The sequence below is a fragment of the Streptomyces katrae genome (assembly GCF_000717655.1).
Lineage (GTDB): Bacteria > Actinomycetota > Actinomycetes > Streptomycetales > Streptomycetaceae > Streptomyces > Streptomyces katrae_B.
On the sequence record NZ_JNZY01000006.1, the window covers coordinates 25798 to 42911 of the forward strand.

General features: G+C 71.8%; 18 protein-coding genes. 11 read left to right on the forward strand and 7 right to left on the reverse strand.

Annotated elements, in window-relative coordinates; translation table 11 throughout:
- Positions 1 to 16 precede the first annotated feature (16 nt).
- Positions 17 to 1333 (reverse strand): LuxR C-terminal-related transcriptional regulator, encoded by a 1317-nt coding sequence (locus tag IF09_RS0109210; RefSeq protein ID WP_051832283.1) that lies wholly within the window; start codon positions 1331 to 1333, stop codon positions 17 to 19.
- A 409-nt stretch (positions 1334 to 1742) separates the two neighbouring features.
- Here IF09_RS0109210 and IF09_RS0109215 point away from each other — a divergent pair, with 409 nt between their 5' ends.
- Positions 1743 to 2189, forward strand: a complete 447-nt coding sequence (locus IF09_RS0109215; protein WP_030293833.1) for a type II 3-dehydroquinate dehydratase — start codon at positions 1743 to 1745, stop codon at positions 2187 to 2189.
- Positions 2190 to 2210: 21 nt separating this feature from the next.
- Here the strand turns inward: IF09_RS0109215 and IF09_RS0109220 are convergent, their stop codons facing one another.
- The gene (locus tag IF09_RS0109220; protein ID WP_030293834.1) at positions 2211 to 3008 is read right to left on the reverse strand and encodes a VOC family protein; all 798 of its coding nucleotides are present in this window, start codon (positions 3006 to 3008) and stop codon (positions 2211 to 2213) included.
- Between the two features lie 174 nt (positions 3009 to 3182).
- Here IF09_RS0109220 and IF09_RS0109225 point away from each other — a divergent pair, with 174 nt between their 5' ends.
- Positions 3183 to 4037: a sulfurtransferase gene (locus tag IF09_RS0109225; RefSeq protein ID WP_030293837.1), complete on the forward strand. Its 855-nt coding sequence runs from the start codon at positions 3183 to 3185 to the stop codon at positions 4035 to 4037.
- A gap of 164 nt (positions 4038 to 4201) precedes the next feature.
- Here the strand turns inward: IF09_RS0109225 and sepH are convergent, their stop codons facing one another.
- Positions 4202 to 5218: a septation protein SepH gene (sepH, locus tag IF09_RS0109230; RefSeq protein WP_037634499.1), complete on the reverse strand. Its 1017-nt coding sequence runs from the start codon at positions 5216 to 5218 to the stop codon at positions 4202 to 4204.
- A 537-nt stretch (positions 5219 to 5755) separates the two neighbouring features.
- On the opposite strand from sepH, the gene IF09_RS0109235 reads away from it, so the two are divergent.
- On the forward strand, positions 5756 to 6595 hold the full coding sequence (locus IF09_RS0109235; protein WP_051832285.1) for a hypothetical protein: 840 nt from the start codon (positions 5756 to 5758) through the stop codon (positions 6593 to 6595).
- Between the two features lie 34 nt (positions 6596 to 6629).
- Here the strand turns inward: IF09_RS0109235 and IF09_RS0109240 are convergent, their stop codons facing one another.
- On the reverse strand, positions 6630 to 7967 hold the full coding sequence (locus IF09_RS0109240; RefSeq protein WP_030293843.1) for a D-arabinono-1,4-lactone oxidase: 1338 nt from the start codon (positions 7965 to 7967) through the stop codon (positions 6630 to 6632).
- Complete coding sequence (locus IF09_RS0109245) at positions 7909 to 9174, reverse strand: MFS transporter (RefSeq protein ID WP_030293845.1); 1266 nt, start codon at positions 9172 to 9174, stop codon at positions 7909 to 7911. The genes IF09_RS0109240 and IF09_RS0109245 overlap by 59 nt, the downstream gene beginning before the upstream one ends.
- Positions 9175 to 9347: 173 nt before the next feature.
- Here IF09_RS0109245 and IF09_RS0109250 point away from each other — a divergent pair, with 173 nt between their 5' ends.
- Together IF09_RS0109250 and IF09_RS0109255 are read left to right on the forward strand one after the other, a co-directional pair.
- On the forward strand, positions 9348 to 10517 hold the full coding sequence (locus tag IF09_RS0109250) for a ferrochelatase (protein ID WP_030293847.1): 1170 nt from the start codon (positions 9348 to 9350) through the stop codon (positions 10515 to 10517).
- A 77-nt stretch (positions 10518 to 10594) separates the two neighbouring features.
- Positions 10595 to 11398 carry an inositol monophosphatase family protein gene (locus tag IF09_RS0109255; protein WP_418953030.1) on the forward strand — a complete coding sequence of 268 codons (804 nt, stop codon included), beginning with the start codon at positions 10595 to 10597 and terminating at the stop codon, positions 11396 to 11398.
- 99 nt (positions 11399 to 11497) lie between these two features.
- Here the strand turns inward: IF09_RS0109255 and IF09_RS46305 are convergent, their stop codons facing one another.
- Positions 11498 to 11665, reverse strand: coding sequence for a hypothetical protein (locus IF09_RS46305; RefSeq protein ID WP_199920421.1), 168 nt, complete (start codon positions 11663 to 11665; stop codon positions 11498 to 11500).
- 244 nt (positions 11666 to 11909) lie between these two features.
- On the opposite strand from IF09_RS46305, the gene IF09_RS0109265 reads away from it, so the two are divergent.
- The 4 genes from IF09_RS0109265 to IF09_RS0109280 all read left to right on the forward strand — a co-directional run bounded on the left by IF09_RS0109265 (position 11910) and on the right by IF09_RS0109280 (position 15436).
- Complete coding sequence (locus tag IF09_RS0109265) at positions 11910 to 12563, forward strand: response regulator transcription factor (RefSeq protein ID WP_030154340.1); 654 nt, start codon at positions 11910 to 11912, stop codon at positions 12561 to 12563.
- Between the two features lie 5 nt (positions 12564 to 12568).
- Positions 12569 to 13813 carry a sensor histidine kinase gene (locus tag IF09_RS0109270; protein ID WP_030293851.1) on the forward strand — a complete coding sequence of 415 codons (1245 nt, stop codon included), beginning with the start codon at positions 12569 to 12571 and terminating at the stop codon, positions 13811 to 13813.
- Between the two features lie 384 nt (positions 13814 to 14197).
- Positions 14198 to 14494 (forward strand): DUF4193 domain-containing protein, encoded by a 297-nt coding sequence (locus tag IF09_RS0109275; RefSeq protein WP_030154344.1) that lies wholly within the window; start codon positions 14198 to 14200, stop codon positions 14492 to 14494.
- A 12-nt stretch (positions 14495 to 14506) separates the two neighbouring features.
- On the forward strand, positions 14507 to 15436 hold the full coding sequence (locus tag IF09_RS0109280; protein WP_030293853.1) for a hypothetical protein: 930 nt from the start codon (positions 14507 to 14509) through the stop codon (positions 15434 to 15436).
- 42 nt (positions 15437 to 15478) lie between these two features.
- Here IF09_RS0109280 and IF09_RS0109285 read toward each other — a convergent pair whose 3' ends face one another.
- Positions 15479 to 15934 carry a DUF3093 domain-containing protein gene (locus IF09_RS0109285; RefSeq protein WP_030293855.1) on the reverse strand — a complete coding sequence of 152 codons (456 nt, stop codon included), beginning with the start codon at positions 15932 to 15934 and terminating at the stop codon, positions 15479 to 15481.
- A 58-nt stretch (positions 15935 to 15992) separates the two neighbouring features.
- Here IF09_RS0109285 and IF09_RS0109290 point away from each other — a divergent pair, with 58 nt between their 5' ends.
- Together IF09_RS0109290 and dut are read left to right on the forward strand one after the other, a co-directional pair.
- Positions 15993 to 16577 (forward strand): PaaI family thioesterase, encoded by a 585-nt coding sequence (locus tag IF09_RS0109290; RefSeq protein ID WP_030293857.1) that lies wholly within the window; start codon positions 15993 to 15995, stop codon positions 16575 to 16577.
- Complete coding sequence (gene dut, locus IF09_RS0109295) at positions 16577 to 17113, forward strand: dUTP diphosphatase (RefSeq protein ID WP_030293860.1); 537 nt, start codon at positions 16577 to 16579, stop codon at positions 17111 to 17113. Before IF09_RS0109290 ends, dut begins: the two co-directional genes overlap by 1 nt.
- Position 17114 lies beyond the last annotated feature (1 nt).

The following is a 17114-nucleotide window of genomic DNA, read 5'->3' on the forward strand; positions in this document are numbered from 1 at the left end:
TGACCGGCGTCGGACGTCAGCCGACCTGAGCGAGCTCGGGAGCGGCACTGGAGATACGGCTCCACGTCCGCGTCAGTTCCACACGGGAGGCCACGTTCATCTTGCGGAAGATCTTCTTCAGATGGAACGCCACGGTGTGACCCGAGATGAACAGGTGTTCGCCGACCTGGGAGTTGGTGAACCCCTGGCTCACCAGCTCGGCCACCGCGGCCTCGGTGACGGTGAGGGAGCCGGCGCTCACACCGTCCTGGCCGGCGTACTGCGGATAGCGGCCGCGGCGCACACCGAGCGAGCGGAGCTTGCTCACGACCCTGCGGGCATCCCGCGGGGCCGCGGAATGCGCATACCCTTCCACCGCCCGTTCGAGGATCTCGACGGCCCGGTCCCGCTCCTGGCCCAGCTCGGAGAGGAGAGTCCCGGCATCCTCGTAGGCGGACGCGCCGGCCCACAGGTCCAGATGCGCTTCGGCCGCAGCGATGACCCGTTCGGGGTTCTCCTCCAGCAGCCCGTCGGCGTGCACCGCCGCCGCCTCTATCGACCGGAGCCCGCGGTTGCGGGCGGCGAGCCCGGCAGCCTCGGAGGCCGCCCGCTCGGCGAGGGATTCGTCGCCCAGCTTCCGAGCGGTCCGGACGAGCCAGGCGGCAGCGGCCGGCTGCGAGGCCAGGAGCTCCAGGATGAGCTGGTCGTCCGTGATGATGCCCGCGATGAGATGAGCAGCACTCTTCGCGCCACCCTGTACTTCCAGGAACTGGGCCGCGGCCCAGGCGCACTGACTGGGCCTGTCGACCGTCCGGCCGAGAAGGGCGTCCTGCCGCAGCTGATCGACGAAGTCCAGGCTGACGCTCATGTTGCCCTGGCGCAGGGCGCTCAGTGCCAGCATGGTGTGCGCGTCGGGAAGCAGGGAGTTGAGGTCGGCCTGCTGCGCCCTGCGCACGCCCCTGCCCGCCAGATCGGCAGCGGAGTCGACATCCCCCCGGTTGAACGCGAGTTCTGCCGCACAGATCAGCGAAGCCGCCACCAGTCCGCCGGTTTCCCCGGCGCGGGCCGTCAGTTCCTCCACGCCGGCGAGCACCCGTGCCCCGGAGGCGAGTTCGCGGACCCGGACGAGCAGGACGGAATGCCAGACCATGGCCGGCCCCACGCAATGGCCCGCGCATTCGGGGTCGGTCCGGGCGGCCAGGGCCGCCAGGCGAATCGCCTCGACGAGTTCGCCGCGCGACCAGGCGGAAAACGAGAGCTCGGACCACCTGACCGTCTCGCAGGAGTTGCTCTCGCAGGTGCGCATGACGGAAAAAACCGGGGGCGTCTGCAGGCGAATCAGAGAGTCGAGCATCACATCTCCTGTCATCGGATCATCAGTCGCGCCGCTTCGTCCGAGTGGTGGCGGTGGACGTGCCAGTCATGATTCAGCACCGCGCTCCGGGGGGCCGGAGTGCTCCAGCCGGGCTCAAGTGCAGATCAAGACAGCTGCCGGAAGGCAGAAGTTCGGTTGACGAGGCGCGCGCAGCCCCGGTGAACGGAGGCTGCCGCCCACCACGGGCTCTCCCGTCCTGCGCGCCCCGGAGCGTCCTCGGACCGGGCGCACACGGCATCGAGCCGGTCCCCAGCGGTCCTCATGCCGCGGTCCCCGCAGGGACTATCAATTCTGATGATGGCGGACCGCGAAGGGCGCCGACAGTATGGGAGTCGTTCCGGAGCCCTCCGGTGCGGTGAACGGCGTGGAATGAATGGCAGGTGTCCCCTTGAGTGTCGTTCTTCTCTTGAACGGTCCCAACCTGGGCATTCTGGGACGACGCGAGCCGGAGATATACGGCACGGACACGCTCGCCGACATCGAAGCGGCGGTCGCCCGGGAAGTGAGCGTCAAGGGGTGGGAGGTCCTCTCCGTCCAGCACGACTCGGAGGGCGACCTCGTCGGCGCCCTTCACAGGCATTCCGACAGCACGGTCGGGGCGATCGTCAATCCGGGTGCCCTGATGATCGCCGGGTGGAGTCTGCGTGACGCGCTGGCGAGCTATTCACCGCCGTGGATCGAGGTGCACCTCAGCAACGTATGGGCCCGCGAACAGTTCCGGCACGAGTCGGTGATCGCCCCTCTGGCGAGCGGTGTCGTGGTCGGCCTGGGCGCTTACGGCTACCGCCTCGCCGCCCAGGCGCTGATGCACCTGTCCGAGGCGAAGCCCTCGTAGCCCGCAGACGAGGGCCGCCGGTCAGTGGCCGTTGCCGGGACGCGACTCCAGGAGGGTGAAGACCGCGCCCTCCGGATCGGTGACCGTGGCCACCCTGCCGGCCAGCCCCTCCCGGGGCGGCTGGACGACGCGCCCGCCGAGCCGGCGGACCAGGGCCGTGGCCGTGTCGGCGTCCTCGACCTCGAAGTACGTCATCCAGTGCGGGCCCCGGTCGTGCGGGAGCGAGCGCCCGACCCCGTGCACCGCGGCGACCGGACGCCCGTCCAGCAGCAGCGTCACGTAGTCGAAGTCCGCGGAGGCCGTGCCGTGCGTCTCGGCCTCGTGGCCGAAGACGTGCTCGTAGAACTTGCCGACGGTCGACGTGTCCTGCGTGACCAGTTCGTTCCAGACCGGCGTGCCGGGGACCCCGGGCTGCCGGGTCCCGATCTGTTCCTCGGCCTGCCAGAGGCCGAAGATCGCCCCCAGCGGGTCGGAGCAGATCGCCAGGCGCCCCGCGGCGCCCGCGTCCAGCGGGCCCACCGCCACCGTGCCGCCGCAGGAGCGGATCGTCTCGGCCGTGGAGTCCGCGTCGTCGGTGGCGAAGTACGTCGTCCAGGCCACCGGAAGATGCCGGTCCGGCGGCATCTCCCCGATGCCGGCCACCTCCTGGCCGTCGAGCAGCGCGCGGACGTACGGGCCGAACGGCTGGGGGCCGGGCTCGTACTCCCAGCCGAACAGATCGGTGTAGAAGGCCTCGGTGGTCCCGAGGCCGTGCACCATCAGACTCGACCAGCACGGTGTGCCGGGCGGGCGCCGCGTTGCTTCCGGTGCCTCGGTCATGTCAGCCGTCTCCTCGTCGTCGCTCATCCCGGACCAGATGCTTCCACTCCGGGGGGTCCGGCGCGCCCCGACCGGCCGGGTTTCGCCGGAGCGGGGAGAGATGACCGAATCAGGGCGGCCTGTCGATGTCGGGCTTGTTACACGGGCTGCGGAGCGGGGAGGAAGATGGGCCGTATGACTGCGAACTCCACGACTTCCGCGATCCTCTCCGCGTCCGAACTGAGGGACGAGCTGGCCGGTTCCCGGCCGCCGGTGCTGCTGGACATCCGCTGGCAGCTGGGTGGCCCGAACCTGCGGTCCGAGTACGAGGCCGGACACCTGCCGGGTGCGGTGTACGTGGACCTCGACCGCGAACTGGCAGGTCCGCCGGGGGCGGGCGGCCGGCACCCGCTGCCGCAGCCGGAGGAGTTCGGGGCGGTGATGCGCAGGGCCGGGGTCTCGGCGGACGTCCCGGTGGTCGTGTACGACGGAGGCCAGGGGTGGGCCGCCGCCCGGGCGTGGTGGCTGCTGCGCTGGACGGGTCACACGGACGTGCGGGTACTGGACGGGGGACTGGCCGCATGGACGGCGGCGGGCGGGCCGGTGACGGCTGACGCGGTGACCGTGGAGGAGGGTGATTTCAAGCCAAACCCGGGGGCGGTGGGGCTACTGGACGCGGACGCCGCGGCGGCGCTCGCGCGGAGCGGGATCCTGCTGGACGCGCGGGCGGGGGAGCGGTACCGGGGCGAGGTCGAGCCGATCGACCGGGTCGGCGGGCACATTCCGGGAGCGGTGTCGGCGCCGACGACGGAGAACGTGGGCGCGGACGGGCGGTTCCTGGCGGCGGATGCGCTGCGCGCCAGGTTCGCCGGGCTGGGTGTCTCCGGCGAGGCGCCGGTCGGGGTCTACTGCGGTTCGGGGGTCTCGGGGGCGCACGAGGTACTGGCGCTCGAGGTGGCGGGCGTCCCGGCCGCCCTGTACGCAGGCAGCTGGTCGGAATGGTCTGCGGACCCGACCCGCCCCGTGGCCACGGGACCGAACCCCCAGTAGCCGGCCGGCCCGGGTGCCGAACCGGCCCCGGGCGGGAAATCCGGCCGGGCCGCACCCACCGGCCCGCCGGCGTTCGAGGCGCGGGGCCTGGGGTGAGTCCCGGAAGAAAGCCGGGCGCGGCCGGGGCCCGCTTGCGCAGGGGCGGCGCAGCCGGGCCGGGGCGGCTACTCCTGTTTCTTGCGGCGCGTGCCGAAGACGATCTCGTCCCAGCTCGGGACCGCCGCCCGGCGGCCCGGGCGGACGCCGTCGGCCTCCGCCTGGCGGTCCGTGGTGCCCGTCAGGCGGTCCCGGTGGCCCGCCACGGTCCGCGGCATCAGGACGTCCGCGTACGCGGCGCCGGCACCGGCGCTCGCCGAAGCCGCCGGGGGCTCCTCCGCCTCCGGTTCCTCCGACGGCGGCTCGGGGCGTTCCGGGACCACCAGGTCGCCGCGGAAGCTCGGCACCGCCTCCAGCAGGCTCGTCAGCGTGTCCCGCTCCTCCTCCGGCTCCGGAGCCGGAGTGACCGGGCGGTCGAGCTGGCGGTCGAGCGCGCGGTCCAGCGGCCGGTCCCGCGGCAGCCGCGCGATCCTCGGCACGAACGGAAAGCTCGGCTCCGGCGTCGCCGGAAGGTCGTCCGCCTCGCCGATCAGGGAGCGGGCCTCGTCGTCCACGGCCACGACCAGCCGGCGCGGCGGGTCGTACGTCCAGCTGGCCGAATGCGGTTCGCCCGCGACCCGGTAGACCAGCAGGACCTCCCAGGTGCCGTCGTCACGGCGCCAGGAGTCCCACTGCACGGACTCCTTCTCGGCCCCGCGCAGCGTGAGCCGCTCCTGCACGGCCTCGCCGAGCTGGGGTCCGGTGTTCTCGCCGGGGCGGCGTACGGGGGTCTTGCGGGCCCGCTCGGCCATGAACGCGCGCTCGGCCAGCACCGGGCCCTCGAAGCGGCGTACGCGGTCGACGGGGATGCCGGCGAGTTGAGCGACCTCCTCAGCGGAGGCACCGGCCCGTATGCGGGCCTGGATGTCGCGGGGGCGGAGGTGGCTCTCCACCTCGATCTCGATCTGGTTCAGGCGCGCGCGGTCGTTGCGCACGGCAGCGCGCAGCCGCTCGTCGATCGGAAGCGTGTACTCCGTGCTGTCCGCAGCCTTGAGCACCAGTCGTGTGCCGTCATTTGAGACGGCCACGACACGCAGTTCGGGCATGGGGACCTCCCGGGTGGTGCCTGCCGACGTCACGTGCGTCGCTGCTTCCGCTAGTCGAGTGTGGCCTGCCCGGGTGCAGCCTGCCACAACCTTGCCGAGTTCAACCGGCGTGTCGGGCATGCGCCCTTGATCGCCGTTATGGCACGGTTACCTGTTGGGCACACACAGTGACCGAACGGTTACTGTGCGCAGCAGGAACCCGTGCAATGCCGCGGGATCACCGGTCTCGAGTGCCGTTTCTCCATCAGTCGGCCCCCTCTCCCGAGTCCGGACATCCGTAAGGAAGGACGGCCCCAGGGCTCGCCACAGTACTCCATTCGGGCCACCTGGGTGGACCGCCGCGCCGCCGAACTTGTCGGGGGCGGCGGGAGTTGGGCTGCCCTGAATCGGGCCGGACCTGCGACCGCGTCCGTTTTCGAGTGTCTTGCTTCACAGAATCCCCAGAAACGGAACTATCCCTTTCGCCCGGCGGTCGGTAACTGCTGAGAGCGGTGAAGCGCGAGAGGTCGCGAGAGGCAGCACACGCAGGGGATGAGGATGGGTCAGAAGGCCGCGCCGGCAGCCGAACCGGGGTCCGGGACGGAGGGGACGGCGGGGACGGACGGGACGGACGGGACGGAAAAGAAGAAGCTCGATCTGAGCGTGGCCCAGATCGCGGGTTCCTCCCTCGCCACCGTCGCGGCGGCCCTGCTCGCCTCGCAGCTCGGCGTCTACGGGACCATCCTCGGCGCCGGCGTGGTGAGCGTGGTCGCCACCGCCGGCGGCCCCGTCATCCAGCACCTCTTCAAGCGCACCGGTGACCAGCTTCGCGAGAGCGCCCGTCCCAGGGCCCGTCAGGTCCCGGTGCCCCGCGGGGAGGAGGGGGCCGACGGCACCCTGCTGCTCCGTGCGGTTCCGCCCTGCGAGGAGTTCGGCGAGGCCACCGTGCACGGCACCCGCGTACGGGGCTGGAAGCGCACGGCGGTGGCCTCGGGCGTGGCCTTCGCCATCACGCTCGGCGGCCTCGGCGCGTACGAGGCCCTCTCCGGTACGGCGATCAGCCAGGGCGGCGGAACCATCTGGTCCGGCGGCACGCGCAAGGTGGACGACGAACGGCCCGCCGGCCCCGGGAAGGAACCCGGCACCGGCGGGAAGGGCGGCGGAGCCTCCGAGTCCGGGACCTCCCCGAGCCCTTCGGCTCCGCACGGCGGCCGCGGCCCGGGCGAGAGCCCCGGCCCCGGGCCGTCGACCCCGGACTCCTCGGGCTCCCCGGGCCCGGACTCCGGGCGCCCGACGCCGAGTCCGAGCCCGCCGACGCCGAGCCCGAAGCCCACCCCGACCCCGACGCCCACACCCACGCCCACCCCGGGCGGAACGGGAAAGCCGGACTCCCCATGAGCGCCGGGCGCTGAGCGCTGAGCAGGGGCAGGGGCTAGTCGCCCAGCACCCGCCGCAGGTAGTCGTTCCCGAACAGCCGCTCCGGGTCCAGCCGGTCCCGCAGCGCGGTGAACTCGCCGAAGCGCGGGTAGACGCGGGCGAAGTACTCCGCGTCCCGCGTGTGCACCTTGCCCCAGTGCGGCCGTCCGCCGTGCGCGGTGAAGATCCGCTCGGCGGCCGTGAAGTAGGCCTGGTACGGGGTGCCCTTGTACATGTGCACCGCGATGTACGCGGTCTCCCGCCCCGAGGCCGTCGACAGCGCGATGTCGTCCGCCGGAGCCGTGCGCACCTCCACAGGGAAGCTGATCCGCAGCCCGGAGCGGTCGACCGTCGCCTTGAGCTCCCGCAGCGCCTCGACGACCTGCTCGCGTGGGAGGGCGTACTCCATCTCCACGAAGCGCACCCGGCGCGGGCTGGTGAACACCTTGTACGGGATGTCCGTGTAGGTGCGCGCGGACAGGGCGCGGCTCGCGATCCGGGCGATGGAGGGGATGGTGGCCGGGACCGCGCGGCCCAGCGAGTTGACGGCCTGGAAGAGGCCGTTGGACAGCAGTTCGTCCTCGACCCAGGCGCTCACCGCTCCGGGCGGGGCGGCGGGGCCCTGACTGCGGTTGTTGCGCTTGGTGTTGCAGTTGCCGGTGTGCGGGAACCAGTAGAACTCGAAGTGCTCGTTCTCCGCGAAGTGCTGCTCGAACTCTGCAGTCACGCGGTCGAAGCCCATGGGCTCCTCACGGGCGGTCAGGAAGAAGATCGGCTCCACGGCGAACGTGATCGCCGTGACGATGCCGAGGGCTCCGATGCCGATCCGGGCGGCCGCGAAGACCTCCGGATTCTCCTTCTCGGAGCAGGTGAGCACGCGGCCGTCCGCCGTGACCAGCTCCAGACCGCGGATCTGGGCGGCGATGGAGGCGGAGTCCCGGCCGGTGCCGTGGGTGCCGGTGCTGGTGGCGCCGGAGACCGTCTGCTCCATGATGTCGCCCATGTTCGTGAGCGACAGGCCCTCCCGGGCCAGGGCCTGGTTGAGGTCCTTGAGCACGGTGCCCGCGGCCACCGTCACGGTGCCGGCGGTCCGGTCGATCTCCCGGATCCCGGCCAGCGCCTGCGGGCGTACGAGCAACCCGTCGGTGGCGGCGGCCGCGGTGAAGGAGTGGCCGCTGCCGACCGCCTTCACCTTCAGCCCGTCCTCGGCGGCCCGGCGGACCGCCTCCTGAAGCTCCCCGACCGAGGCCGGGGTCACCACCCGGGCGGGTGCGGCCGTGACGTTGCCCGCCCAGTTATGCCACGCGCCCGCCGTCGCCGGCCCGTTCTTCCCTGCTGCTGTCGCCGTCCCCATCGCTAGAGGGCTCCTCCCCTTGCGCCGGCCTCGTCAGCCGGCGATAACCCGCGAACGCCACCGCCGCCGCGGCGGTCCCCGCCGAGACCGAGACGACGAACCCGCGCTGAGCCCCGGCCGCGTCGATGACCAGACCGGTCACGGAGGAGCCGACCGCGATACCGACGGCGAGGCCGGTGGTGATCCACGTCATGCCCTCGGTGAGCTTCGCGCGTGGTACGTGCGCCTCGATCAGGGCCATCGTGGTGATCATCGTGGGAGCGATGGCGAGGCCCGAGACGAAGAGCGCCACGGCCAGAAACGGAAGGCTCCCGGCCAGTAGGAGGGGGATCATACTCACGGCCATCGCACAGATGCCCAGTACCCACCTGCGTTCGGTCCGGCCCTTGAGATGGAGCAGGCCGAAGACGATGCCGGCCAGACAGGATCCGGCCGCCCAGATGGCCAGGATGAAACTGGCGGCGGACTTCTGGCCCTGCTCCTCGGCGAAGGCCAGGGTGGACACGTCGATGGACCCGAAGATCGCGCCGGTCGCCACGAACGTGGCCGTCAGCACCTGCAGGCCGGGGGAGCGCAGCGCGGAGGTCCGGTCGCCGTCCTGGCTGCGGGGGTGCGGCGGCGGCTCAGTGCCGCGCTGCGCGGTGAGCAGCCAGACGCCGACGAGCAGGCAGCCGGCCGCGATCACCGGCCCGGCTTCCGGGAACCAGGTCGTGGACAGCCCGATGGCCAGGATCGGGCCGAAGATGAAGCAGACCTCGTCCACCACGGACTCGAAGGAGTACGCGGTGTGCAGCTCGCGCGGGGCGTCGTGGTAGAGCACGGTCCAGCGGGCGCGGATCATCGAGCCGACGCTCGGAACGCAGCCCGCGACGGCCGCGAAGACGAAGAGGGTCCAGTCGGGGAGGCCGTTCGCCGCGGCCAGCACCAAGGCGATGACGGAGGCGACGGAGATCAGGGTCGCGGGGCGCAGCACCCGCCGCTGCCCGTACTGGTCCACCAGCCGGGACACCTGCGGGCCGATGAAGGCCGCGGCCAGGGCCAGGGTGCCGGTGAGGGCGCTGGCCATCGCGTAACGCCCCGTGATCTCGGAGATCATCGTGAGGATGCCGACGCCCACCATGGATATCGGCAGCCGGCCTATGAGGCCGGCGGCACTGAAGGCCTTGGTGCCGGGCGCTGCGAAGATCGCGCGGTAGGGACTGGGCAAGGGCTCTCCGTAAGGGACGTCATGGGCCCATACAGGTTACGACCGCCGACAGGGCACCCGCACGGGGAAAGAATCGAACACTAGAACTTAGGGTTACCTTACCTGTGTCGAGGTGTGGGACGCCCGGCCGGGCCGGTTCCCCGGCGCGGACGCCGGGTGGCAGGATTCGAACCATGTCAGACCAGCTCCGCGCCGCCGCCCCGCCCTCGGCCGAAGGCCTCGCCGGCCCGTACGACGCCCTCCTGCTGCTCTCCTTCGGCGGCCCCGAGGGGCCCGACGACGTCGTGCCGTTCCTGGAGAACGTCACGCGCGGGCGCGGCATCCCGCGCGAGCGGCTGAAGGAGGTCGGGCAGCACTACTTCGGCTTCGGCGGGGTCAGCCCGATCAACGGGCAGAACCGCGAGCTGCTGGACGCGCTGCGCAAGGACTTCGCCGAGCACGGACTGGACCTGCCCGTGTACTGGGGCAACCGGAACTGGGCCCCGTACCTCACCGACGTGATGCGGGAGATGGCCGCCGACGGGCGCCGCCGGATCGCGGTGCTCGCGACCAGCGCGTACGCCTCGTACTCGGGCTGCCGCCAGTACCGCGAGAACCTCGCGGACGCGCTGGCGGCGCTGGCCGAGGAGGGCGTCGCCGAGCTGCCGAAGGTCGACAAGCTGCGGCACTACTTCAACCACCCCGGCTTCGTCCGGCCGATGATCGACGGGGTGCTCGCCGCGCTGGAGTCGCTGCCGCAGGAGGTGCGCGCCGGCGCGCACCTGGCCTTCACCACGCACTCGATCCCCGTCGCGGCCGCGGACACCTCCGGCCCGGTCGAGGAGCACACCGCCGACGGCGAGGGCGGGGCCTACGTCAGGCAGCACCTGGACGTGGCGCAGGTGATCGCGGCCGCGGTGCGGGCCGAGACGGGCACGGAGCTGCCCTGGGAGCTCGTCTACCAGTCGCGCAGCGGCGCCCCGCACATCCCGTGGCTGGAGCCGGACATCTGCGACCACCTGGAGGCCCTGCACGGCGCCGGGGCGCCCGCGGTGGTGATGGTGCCGATCGGGTTCGTCTCGGACCACATGGAGGTCCTGTACGACCTCGACACGGAGGCCACGGCGAAGGCGGCGGAGCTCGGGCTTCCGGTCGCCCGGTCGGCCACGGTCGGGGCCGACCCGCGGTTCGCGGCGGCGGTACGCGAACTGGTGCTGGAGCGCGCCGCGGCGGAGCGGGGCGAGCCGGTGGAGCGGTGCGCGCTCGGGCTGCTCGGGCCCAGCCACGATCTGTGCGCGGTGGGCTGCTGCCCGGCGCGCGGCCCCCGGCCGGCGGCCGCGGGCGTCGACAGCCCGTACGCCTAGGGTGTGTCTCGAAGTAGTCCCGTCCGCCCGTGCCGGCCGGACGGGAGTTCGACGGCACCCCCCAGGAAAGGGCGAGCGTGATCTCCGAACAGCTGAAGGCCGAACTGCTGGACGTGGGCCTGGACGCCGCCCGGCAGGCCGGGGAGCTGCTGCGGGACGGCCGGCCGGCCGATCTCGCGGTGGCGGCGACGAAGAGCAGCCCGATCGACGTGGTGACCGAGATGGACATCGCGGCGGAGAAGCTGATCACCGGCATCCTCGCGCGGCGCCGGCCCGAGGACGGGCTGCTGGGCGAGGAGGGCGCGGACAGTCCCGGGACGAGCGGGGTCCGGTGGGTCGTGGACCCGCTGGACGGCACCGTCAACTACCTGTACGGGCTGCCGAGCTGGAGCGTGTCGATCGCCGCCGAGTACGAGGGCAGGACCGTCGTCGGGGTCGTGGCGGCCCCGATGCGGGGCGAGACGTACCACGCGGTGCTCGGCGGCGGGGCCTGGCTGGGGAAGGTCCGGCTGGCCTGCCGGGCGGCCGCTCCGCTGGACCAGGCGCTGGTCGCGACCGGGTTCGCGTACCTCCAGGCGCGCAAGGAGCAGCAGGCGGACGTCGCGCAGCGGGTGATCCCGAAGGTGCGGGACGTCCGGCGGGCCGGATCGGCGGCGCTGGACCTCAGCGACGTGGCCGCCGGGCGGCTGGACGCCTACTACGAGCGGGGGCTCAACCCCTGGGACCTGGCCGCGGGCGAGCTGATCGCCCGGGAGGCCGGGGCGCTCACGGGCGGGCGGCCCGGCCGGCCCGCTTCGGGGGAGCTGGCGCTCGCCGCCACCCCGGCGGTCTTCGCCTCGCTGCAGCCGCTGCTGGAAGAGGCCGGGGCCTGGCACGACTGAAGGGCCGCACCACGACGGACGGGCCGGGCAACAGGGAACCCCGGCTGCCGCGTGCGGTCGCCGGGGTTCGGGTCGGACTGGTGGGGTCAGGGAGGTACGTCAGCAGGCGGAGACGGGGACTCCGTGCTCCGCGGCGAGGCGCTGGAGATCTTCCAGTTCCGCCTGCTCCACTTCCACGAGGAAGTCGTCGCCCGTCTCGCGGGCCTGGTTGAGGTCCGACTGCGTGGCCCGGATGCGCTGCAGGAGACCCGCGGTGAATGCGTCCATGGTGGGTTCGCCCCCTCTTCGTGGGTCGGCGGCGGCACGTGGCAGTCCGCCGTCAGGGAGTGGTTGGGGTGTGCTGACGTCCTCCCCGGCACCCTGGGCCCAGAAACCTCGAGAGACGAGGGAATCCACACTTCCGGCCCGCGCAGGCCCCCGAGCGACGCCTTACAGCCGGTTTACGGCCGAAACGTGCAGGATGGACGACGCAATACACGTGTGCCCTCAGGGCTCGATGGAAGGAAACGACGTGCGCGTACTCGTCGTCGAGGACGAGCAGCTGCTCGCCGATGCGGTGGCCACCGGGCTGCGCCGGGAGGCCATGGCCGTGGACGTCGTGTACGACGGCGCTGCGGCCCTGGAGCGCGTCGGGGTGAACGACTACGACGTGGTCGTGCTCGACCGGGACCTTCCGCTCGTGCACGGTGACGACGTCTGCCGCAAGATCGTCGAGCTCGGCATGCCCACCCGCGTGCTGATGCTGACGGCGTCCGGAGACGTGAGCGACCGGGTGGAGGGCCTGGAGCTGGGCGCGGACGACTACCTGCCCAAGCCCTTCGCGTTCAGCGAGCTGACCGCCCGCGTGCGCGCCCTGGGGCGGCGCACCACCGTGGCCCTGCCCCCCGTACTGGAGCGGGCCGGCATCAAGCTGGACCCGAACCGGCGGGAGGTGTTCCGTGAGGGCAGGGAGGTACAGCTGGCGCCCAAGGAGTTCGCGGTGCTGGAGGTCCTCATGCGGAGCGAGGGGACCGTCGTCTCCGCCGAGCAGCTGCTGGAGAAGGCATGGGACGAGAACACCGACCCCTTCACGAACGTGGTGCGGGTGACGGTCATGACCCTGCGGCGCAAGCTCGGGGAGCCGCCGGTCATCGTGACCGTGCCTGGCTCCGGATACCGGATCTGACGCGGGTGGCGGCGACCCCGGCACCACCGACGGTGCCGCCGAGACCGACCTGGGACCCCGGCCAGCCCGAGGGTCCCTTCCCTTGGCTGCGACCGACCATCCGCATACGCCTCACGCTGCTGTACGGCGGGATGTTCCTGATCGCGGGCATCCTGCTGCTGTCGATCATCTACCTGCTGGCGGCGCAGGCGCTGCGCGAGGGCAACGGACTGCCGTTCAAGATCGTGGGCGGTACGGACATCCAGGTCACCAGCACCTGCCCCGGCGTGGTCGGCAAGGGCCAGATGTACGACCAGTTCAACGCCGCGATCAACACCTGCATCCTGGAGCAGCGCAGGCACGCCCTGGACGACCTGCTCAGCCGGTCGCTGATGGCCCTGCTCGGCCTCAGCATCATCGCGTTCGCCTTCGGCTACGCCATGGCCGGCCGGGTGCTCATGCCGCTCGGCAAGATCACCCGGACCGCCCGCCGGGTGGTCGGGTCCGACCTGACCCGGCGGATCGAGCTGGACGGGCCGGACGACGAGCTCAAGGAGCTCGCCGATACGTTCGACGAGATGCTCGACCGGCTCGAGCGGGCCTTCACGGCCCAGCAGCGGTTCGTCGCGAACGCCTCGCACGAGCTGCGCACCCCGCTGGCGATCAACCGGACGCTGCTGGAGGTGCACCTGTCGGATCCGGGTGCGCCGGTGGAGCTCCAGCAGCTGGGCAAGACGCTGCTGGCCACCAACGAGCGCAGCGAGCAGCTCGTCGAGGGCCTCTTGCTGCTCGCGCGCAGCGACAACCAGATAGTCGAGCGCAAGCCCGTGGACATGGCCGAGGTCGCCTCGCGCGCCATCGACCAGGCGCGCGGGGAGGCGGCGGCGAAGGGCGTGGAGATCCGCGGCGAGCGGGCGCTCGCGGTGGTCCAGGGCAACGGCGTCCTGCTGGAGCGGATCGCGCTCAACCTGGTGCAGAACGCCGTCCGGTACAACGTGCCGGAGGACGGCTGGGTCGAGGTCACCACGGAGTCCCAGCACGGCCAGGCGGTCCTCCTCGTATCGAACACGGGTCCCGTCGTTCCCGCGTACGAGGTGGACAACCTCTTCGAGCCCTTCAGACGGCTGCGTACGGAGCGCACGGGCAGTGACAAGGGTGTGGGGCTCGGTCTGTCGATCGCGCGCTCCGTGGCGCGCGCCCACGGCGGGCGGATCTCGGCGACGCCCCGCGAGGGCGGTGGCCTCGTGATGCGTGTCACTTTGCCCCTCTGACGCCCCTCGCAGTTTGTTCGCTGTTGGCTGAATAACCGGAGGGCGGAGAGGATGGCGGCTGTGTGATCGATCACATTGTCGAGTGTTGGGTCATGTGCGTTCAGTGACCCCGGAAGAGGCCGGAAAGCCCGGGAAGTCCGGGTTTCCCGCCCCTCGAACGGCGGGAAATACACGGGGTGGCGTTTGTGCAAGACGGCCCCCGGACCGTGTACGGTCCCGGTCGTCATCCCAGCCAATCGCTCCTTCAGGTGGGCGGCTGGGTGTCGATTGAGTAACAGACCTTGATGTGAGGCAAAATCTCCGCCTCAGGTCGGGCACAAGTCCGGCCTCTCGCGCGTTACGTGCGCTGAGACACCGCTAAATCCCAGAGGGGGAGAGCGAAAAATGGCAACGGACTACGACACCCCACGCAAGACCGACGACGACGTCGACAACGACAGCATTGAAGAGCTGAAGGCCCGGCGCAACGAGAAGTCGTCCTCGAGCGTCGACGTCGACGACTTCGACGCGGCGGAGGGCATGGAGCTCCCCGGCGCGGACCTCTCCAACGAGGAACTGGCCGTCCGTGTTCTGCCCAAGCAGGCCGATGAGTTCACCTGCATGAGCTGCTTCCTGGTGCACCACCGCAGCCAGCTGGCACGAGAGAAGAACGGTCAGCCGATCTGCCGCGACTGCGACTGAGAGGCGTCGGCCGTGACCGGCTCGACACCGTTCCGGAAGCGCCGCTTCCGGAAAGCTGGTGATCCGGCGGAGACGCAGGCGGGAGCCACGGGCCCGGAAACGGGCCCAGGAGCCCCCGGCGTAGCCGACGTGTCCTCCGGCGCCGCCGCGGCGGTGCCGTCGGCCACAGAGTCCGACGAGGCGGCCCGGCGCAGGTCCGGGGCTCGTCGGCTGCAAGCGGTCAAGAGTGTCAAGAGTGGTGTGCGCAAGGGCGGCGAATATGTCAGGGCCGCCGTCCTGCACATCGCGGACCGCATCATCGAGAACGCACCGCGCGTTCCGGTTCGGGACCTCGCGACCCTGCGCGCGCAGTTCCCGGGCCTCGGTCCCGATCAGCTTGCCGACAAGCTGATCGCGGGCGCCTCGTACGGCACCTCCACCGTGGGCGCGGGCATCGGAGCCGCGGCCATGCTGCCGGTGCCGCCCGCGATGCCGGCCGAACTGGCCGCCGAGGTCACCGGAGTCGCGATGATCGAGCTGAAGCTCATCGCGGAGCTCCACGAGGTGTACGGCCTGCGGGCCCCCGGCAACCTCAAGGAGCGCAGCCTCGCCTACCTGACCTCGTGGACGGAGGAGCGCGGGGTGGACCTGACGAAGCCGACGACGCTGAACATCGCGCTCGGCGGTCAGATGAAGCGCGAACTGCGCCAACAGATCCTGAAGCGGACGTTCCGCAACCTGCCGAACCTGATGCCCTTCATGGTGGGCGCCGCCGTCGGCGCGGTCATGAACCGCCGGGACACCCGCAAACTCGCCGAGAAGGTCCGTGCCGACCTGCGGAGCCGAGCCGTGGCCTGGGACTCGCTGCCGCAGCTCCCGCCCCTTGAGCAGCCCTCCGAGCCCCTTCCCGAGGCCACCAGGGCCATGCTCGAAGGGCCTGCCGGCGACCCGCCCCCGATCTGACCCGCGGCCCGGCCGCGGATCCGGCGCCCGGCCCCGGTCCGGTCAGCCCTTGGCCGACCGGATCGCCGAGGCCAGGGCCTGCGGCTCGCGGGTGGAGACGTACGCGTACGGGGTCGGGTCCTCGGGATCGGTGATCGGGATGCGCACCGCCGTCGGGACGTAGCTGCGCAGCAGCATGAAGGCGCGCGTGTCCGCCTTGTACGTGCGCCAGGCGCGCGCCTCCTCCGGCTCCAGCACCTCGGGCTCGCCCAGGGCCGCCACCGGGATCCGGGCCTCGCCGGCCGCCAGCGCACCGTTCACCACGCGCACGCGCGCGGAGCCGTACGAACTCACCAGCATCCCCGCCAGCGCGGTGCCCCCGACCAGCCCCGCCAGCAGCGGCAGCGTGCCCAGCGGCAGCAGCATCAACGCGCACGCGAGACCGATGAGTACGGCGATGGCCCACCACGAGCGGGGGGCGGTCAGACGTTCGTCGTGGTGCGCGGGGGAGAGCTGCATGGCACCAAGCCTGCCACGAGGCGACCCACGGGTAGCGGCGCGGGTAAGGTCAGCGGCTGTGAGTGGACGAAACACAACGTTGACGCCCCCGGCCGATGCCGCCGCGCCGGTCCGGCACCCCGACGCCCCGGCACCCGGCGAGCTGCTCGGTGCGCACTACGAGCACTGCTTCGGCTGTGGCGAGGGCCAGCCCCACGGACTCCACCTGGAGGCCCGTGCGGGTGAGGGCGTGCGCGTCACCGCCGAGTTCACCGTCAAGCCCGCCCATCAGGGCGCACCCGGCCTCGCCCACGGCGGCGTGCTCGCCACCGCCCTCGACGAGACGCTGGGCTCCCTGAACTGGCTGCTGCGCGTCATCGCGGTGACGGGACGGCTGGAGACGGACTTCGTACGGCCGGTGCCCGTGGACACCGTGCTGTACCTGGAGGCCGAGGTGACCGCCGTCGCCGGACGCAAGATCTACTCCACCGCGGTCGGCCGGATAGGCGGGCCCGAGGGCCCGGTCGCCGTGCGCGCAGAAGCGCTCTTCATCGAGGTGAAGGTCGACCACTTCATCGACAACGGTCGGCCCGAGGAGATCCGGGCGGCGATGTCCGACCCGGACCAGGTCAGGCGCGCACGCGCCTTCGAGGTGAACCCCTGATGTCTGACAGCAACCACGCGCCCGTCGACGTGCTGATCCGCCGCGTCGACCCCGAGGTGCCCCTGCCCGCCTACGGCCACCCCGGCGACGCCGGCTGCGACCTGGTGACCACCGAGGCGGCCGTGCTGGAGCCCGGCGAGCGCACCGTACTGCCCACGGGCGTGTCCATCGCCCTGCCCGACGGGTACGCGGCGTTCGTGCACCCGCGCTCGGGCCTGGCCGCCCGCTGCGGGCTCGCGCTCGTGAATGCCCCGGGGACGGTGGATGCCGGGTACCGTGGGGAGATCAAGGTGATCGTGGTCAATCTCGACCCGCGCGAGAGCGTCCGGTTCGAGCGCTTCGACCGCATTGCCCAGCTGGTTGTCCAGAGGGTCGAGAAGGTGCGCTTCCACGAGGTGGCGGAACTTCCCGGCTCGGCCCGGGCCGAGGGGGGTTTCGGCTCCACCGGCGGTCATGCGGCCGTGGCCGGATCCGGCGCTGGTCAGCAGGGTGGGAATGGCTACGCTTCGGTCGTATCCGACCGGGAAGGACAGTGAC

Excerpts from the sequence above, each read along its gene's own strand:
- IF09_RS0109210 (WP_051832283.1), bottom strand. The coding sequence starts at position 1,333 with ATGCTCGACTCTCTGATTCGCCTGCAGACGCCCCCGGTTTTTTCCGTC.
- IF09_RS0109285 (WP_030293855.1), bottom strand. The coding sequence starts at position 15,934 with ATGCAGCTCTCCCCCGCGCACCACGACGAACGTCTGACCGCCCCCCGC.
- dut (WP_030293860.1), top strand. The coding sequence starts at position 16,577 with ATGTCTGACAGCAACCACGCGCCCGTCGACGTGCTGATCCGCCGCGTC.
- IF09_RS0109275 (WP_030154344.1), top strand. The coding sequence starts at position 14,198 with ATGGCAACGGACTACGACACCCCACGCAAGACCGACGACGACGTCGAC.
- IF09_RS0109250 (WP_030293847.1), top strand. The coding sequence starts at position 9,348 with ATGTCAGACCAGCTCCGCGCCGCCGCCCCGCCCTCGGCCGAAGGCCTC.
- sepH (WP_037634499.1), bottom strand. The coding sequence starts at position 5,218 with ATGCCCGAACTGCGTGTCGTGGCCGTCTCAAATGACGGCACACGACTG.
- IF09_RS46305 (WP_199920421.1), bottom strand. The coding sequence starts at position 11,665 with ATGGACGCATTCACCGCGGGTCTCCTGCAGCGCATCCGGGCCACGCAG.
- IF09_RS0109225 (WP_030293837.1), top strand. The coding sequence starts at position 3,183 with ATGACTGCGAACTCCACGACTTCCGCGATCCTCTCCGCGTCCGAACTG.
- IF09_RS0109235 (WP_051832285.1), top strand. The coding sequence starts at position 5,756 with ATGGGTCAGAAGGCCGCGCCGGCAGCCGAACCGGGGTCCGGGACGGAG.
- IF09_RS0109240 (WP_030293843.1), bottom strand. The coding sequence starts at position 7,967 with ATGGGGACGGCGACAGCAGCAGGGAAGAACGGGCCGGCGACGGCGGGC.
- IF09_RS0109220 (WP_030293834.1), bottom strand. The coding sequence starts at position 3,008 with ATGACCGAGGCACCGGAAGCAACGCGGCGCCCGCCCGGCACACCGTGC.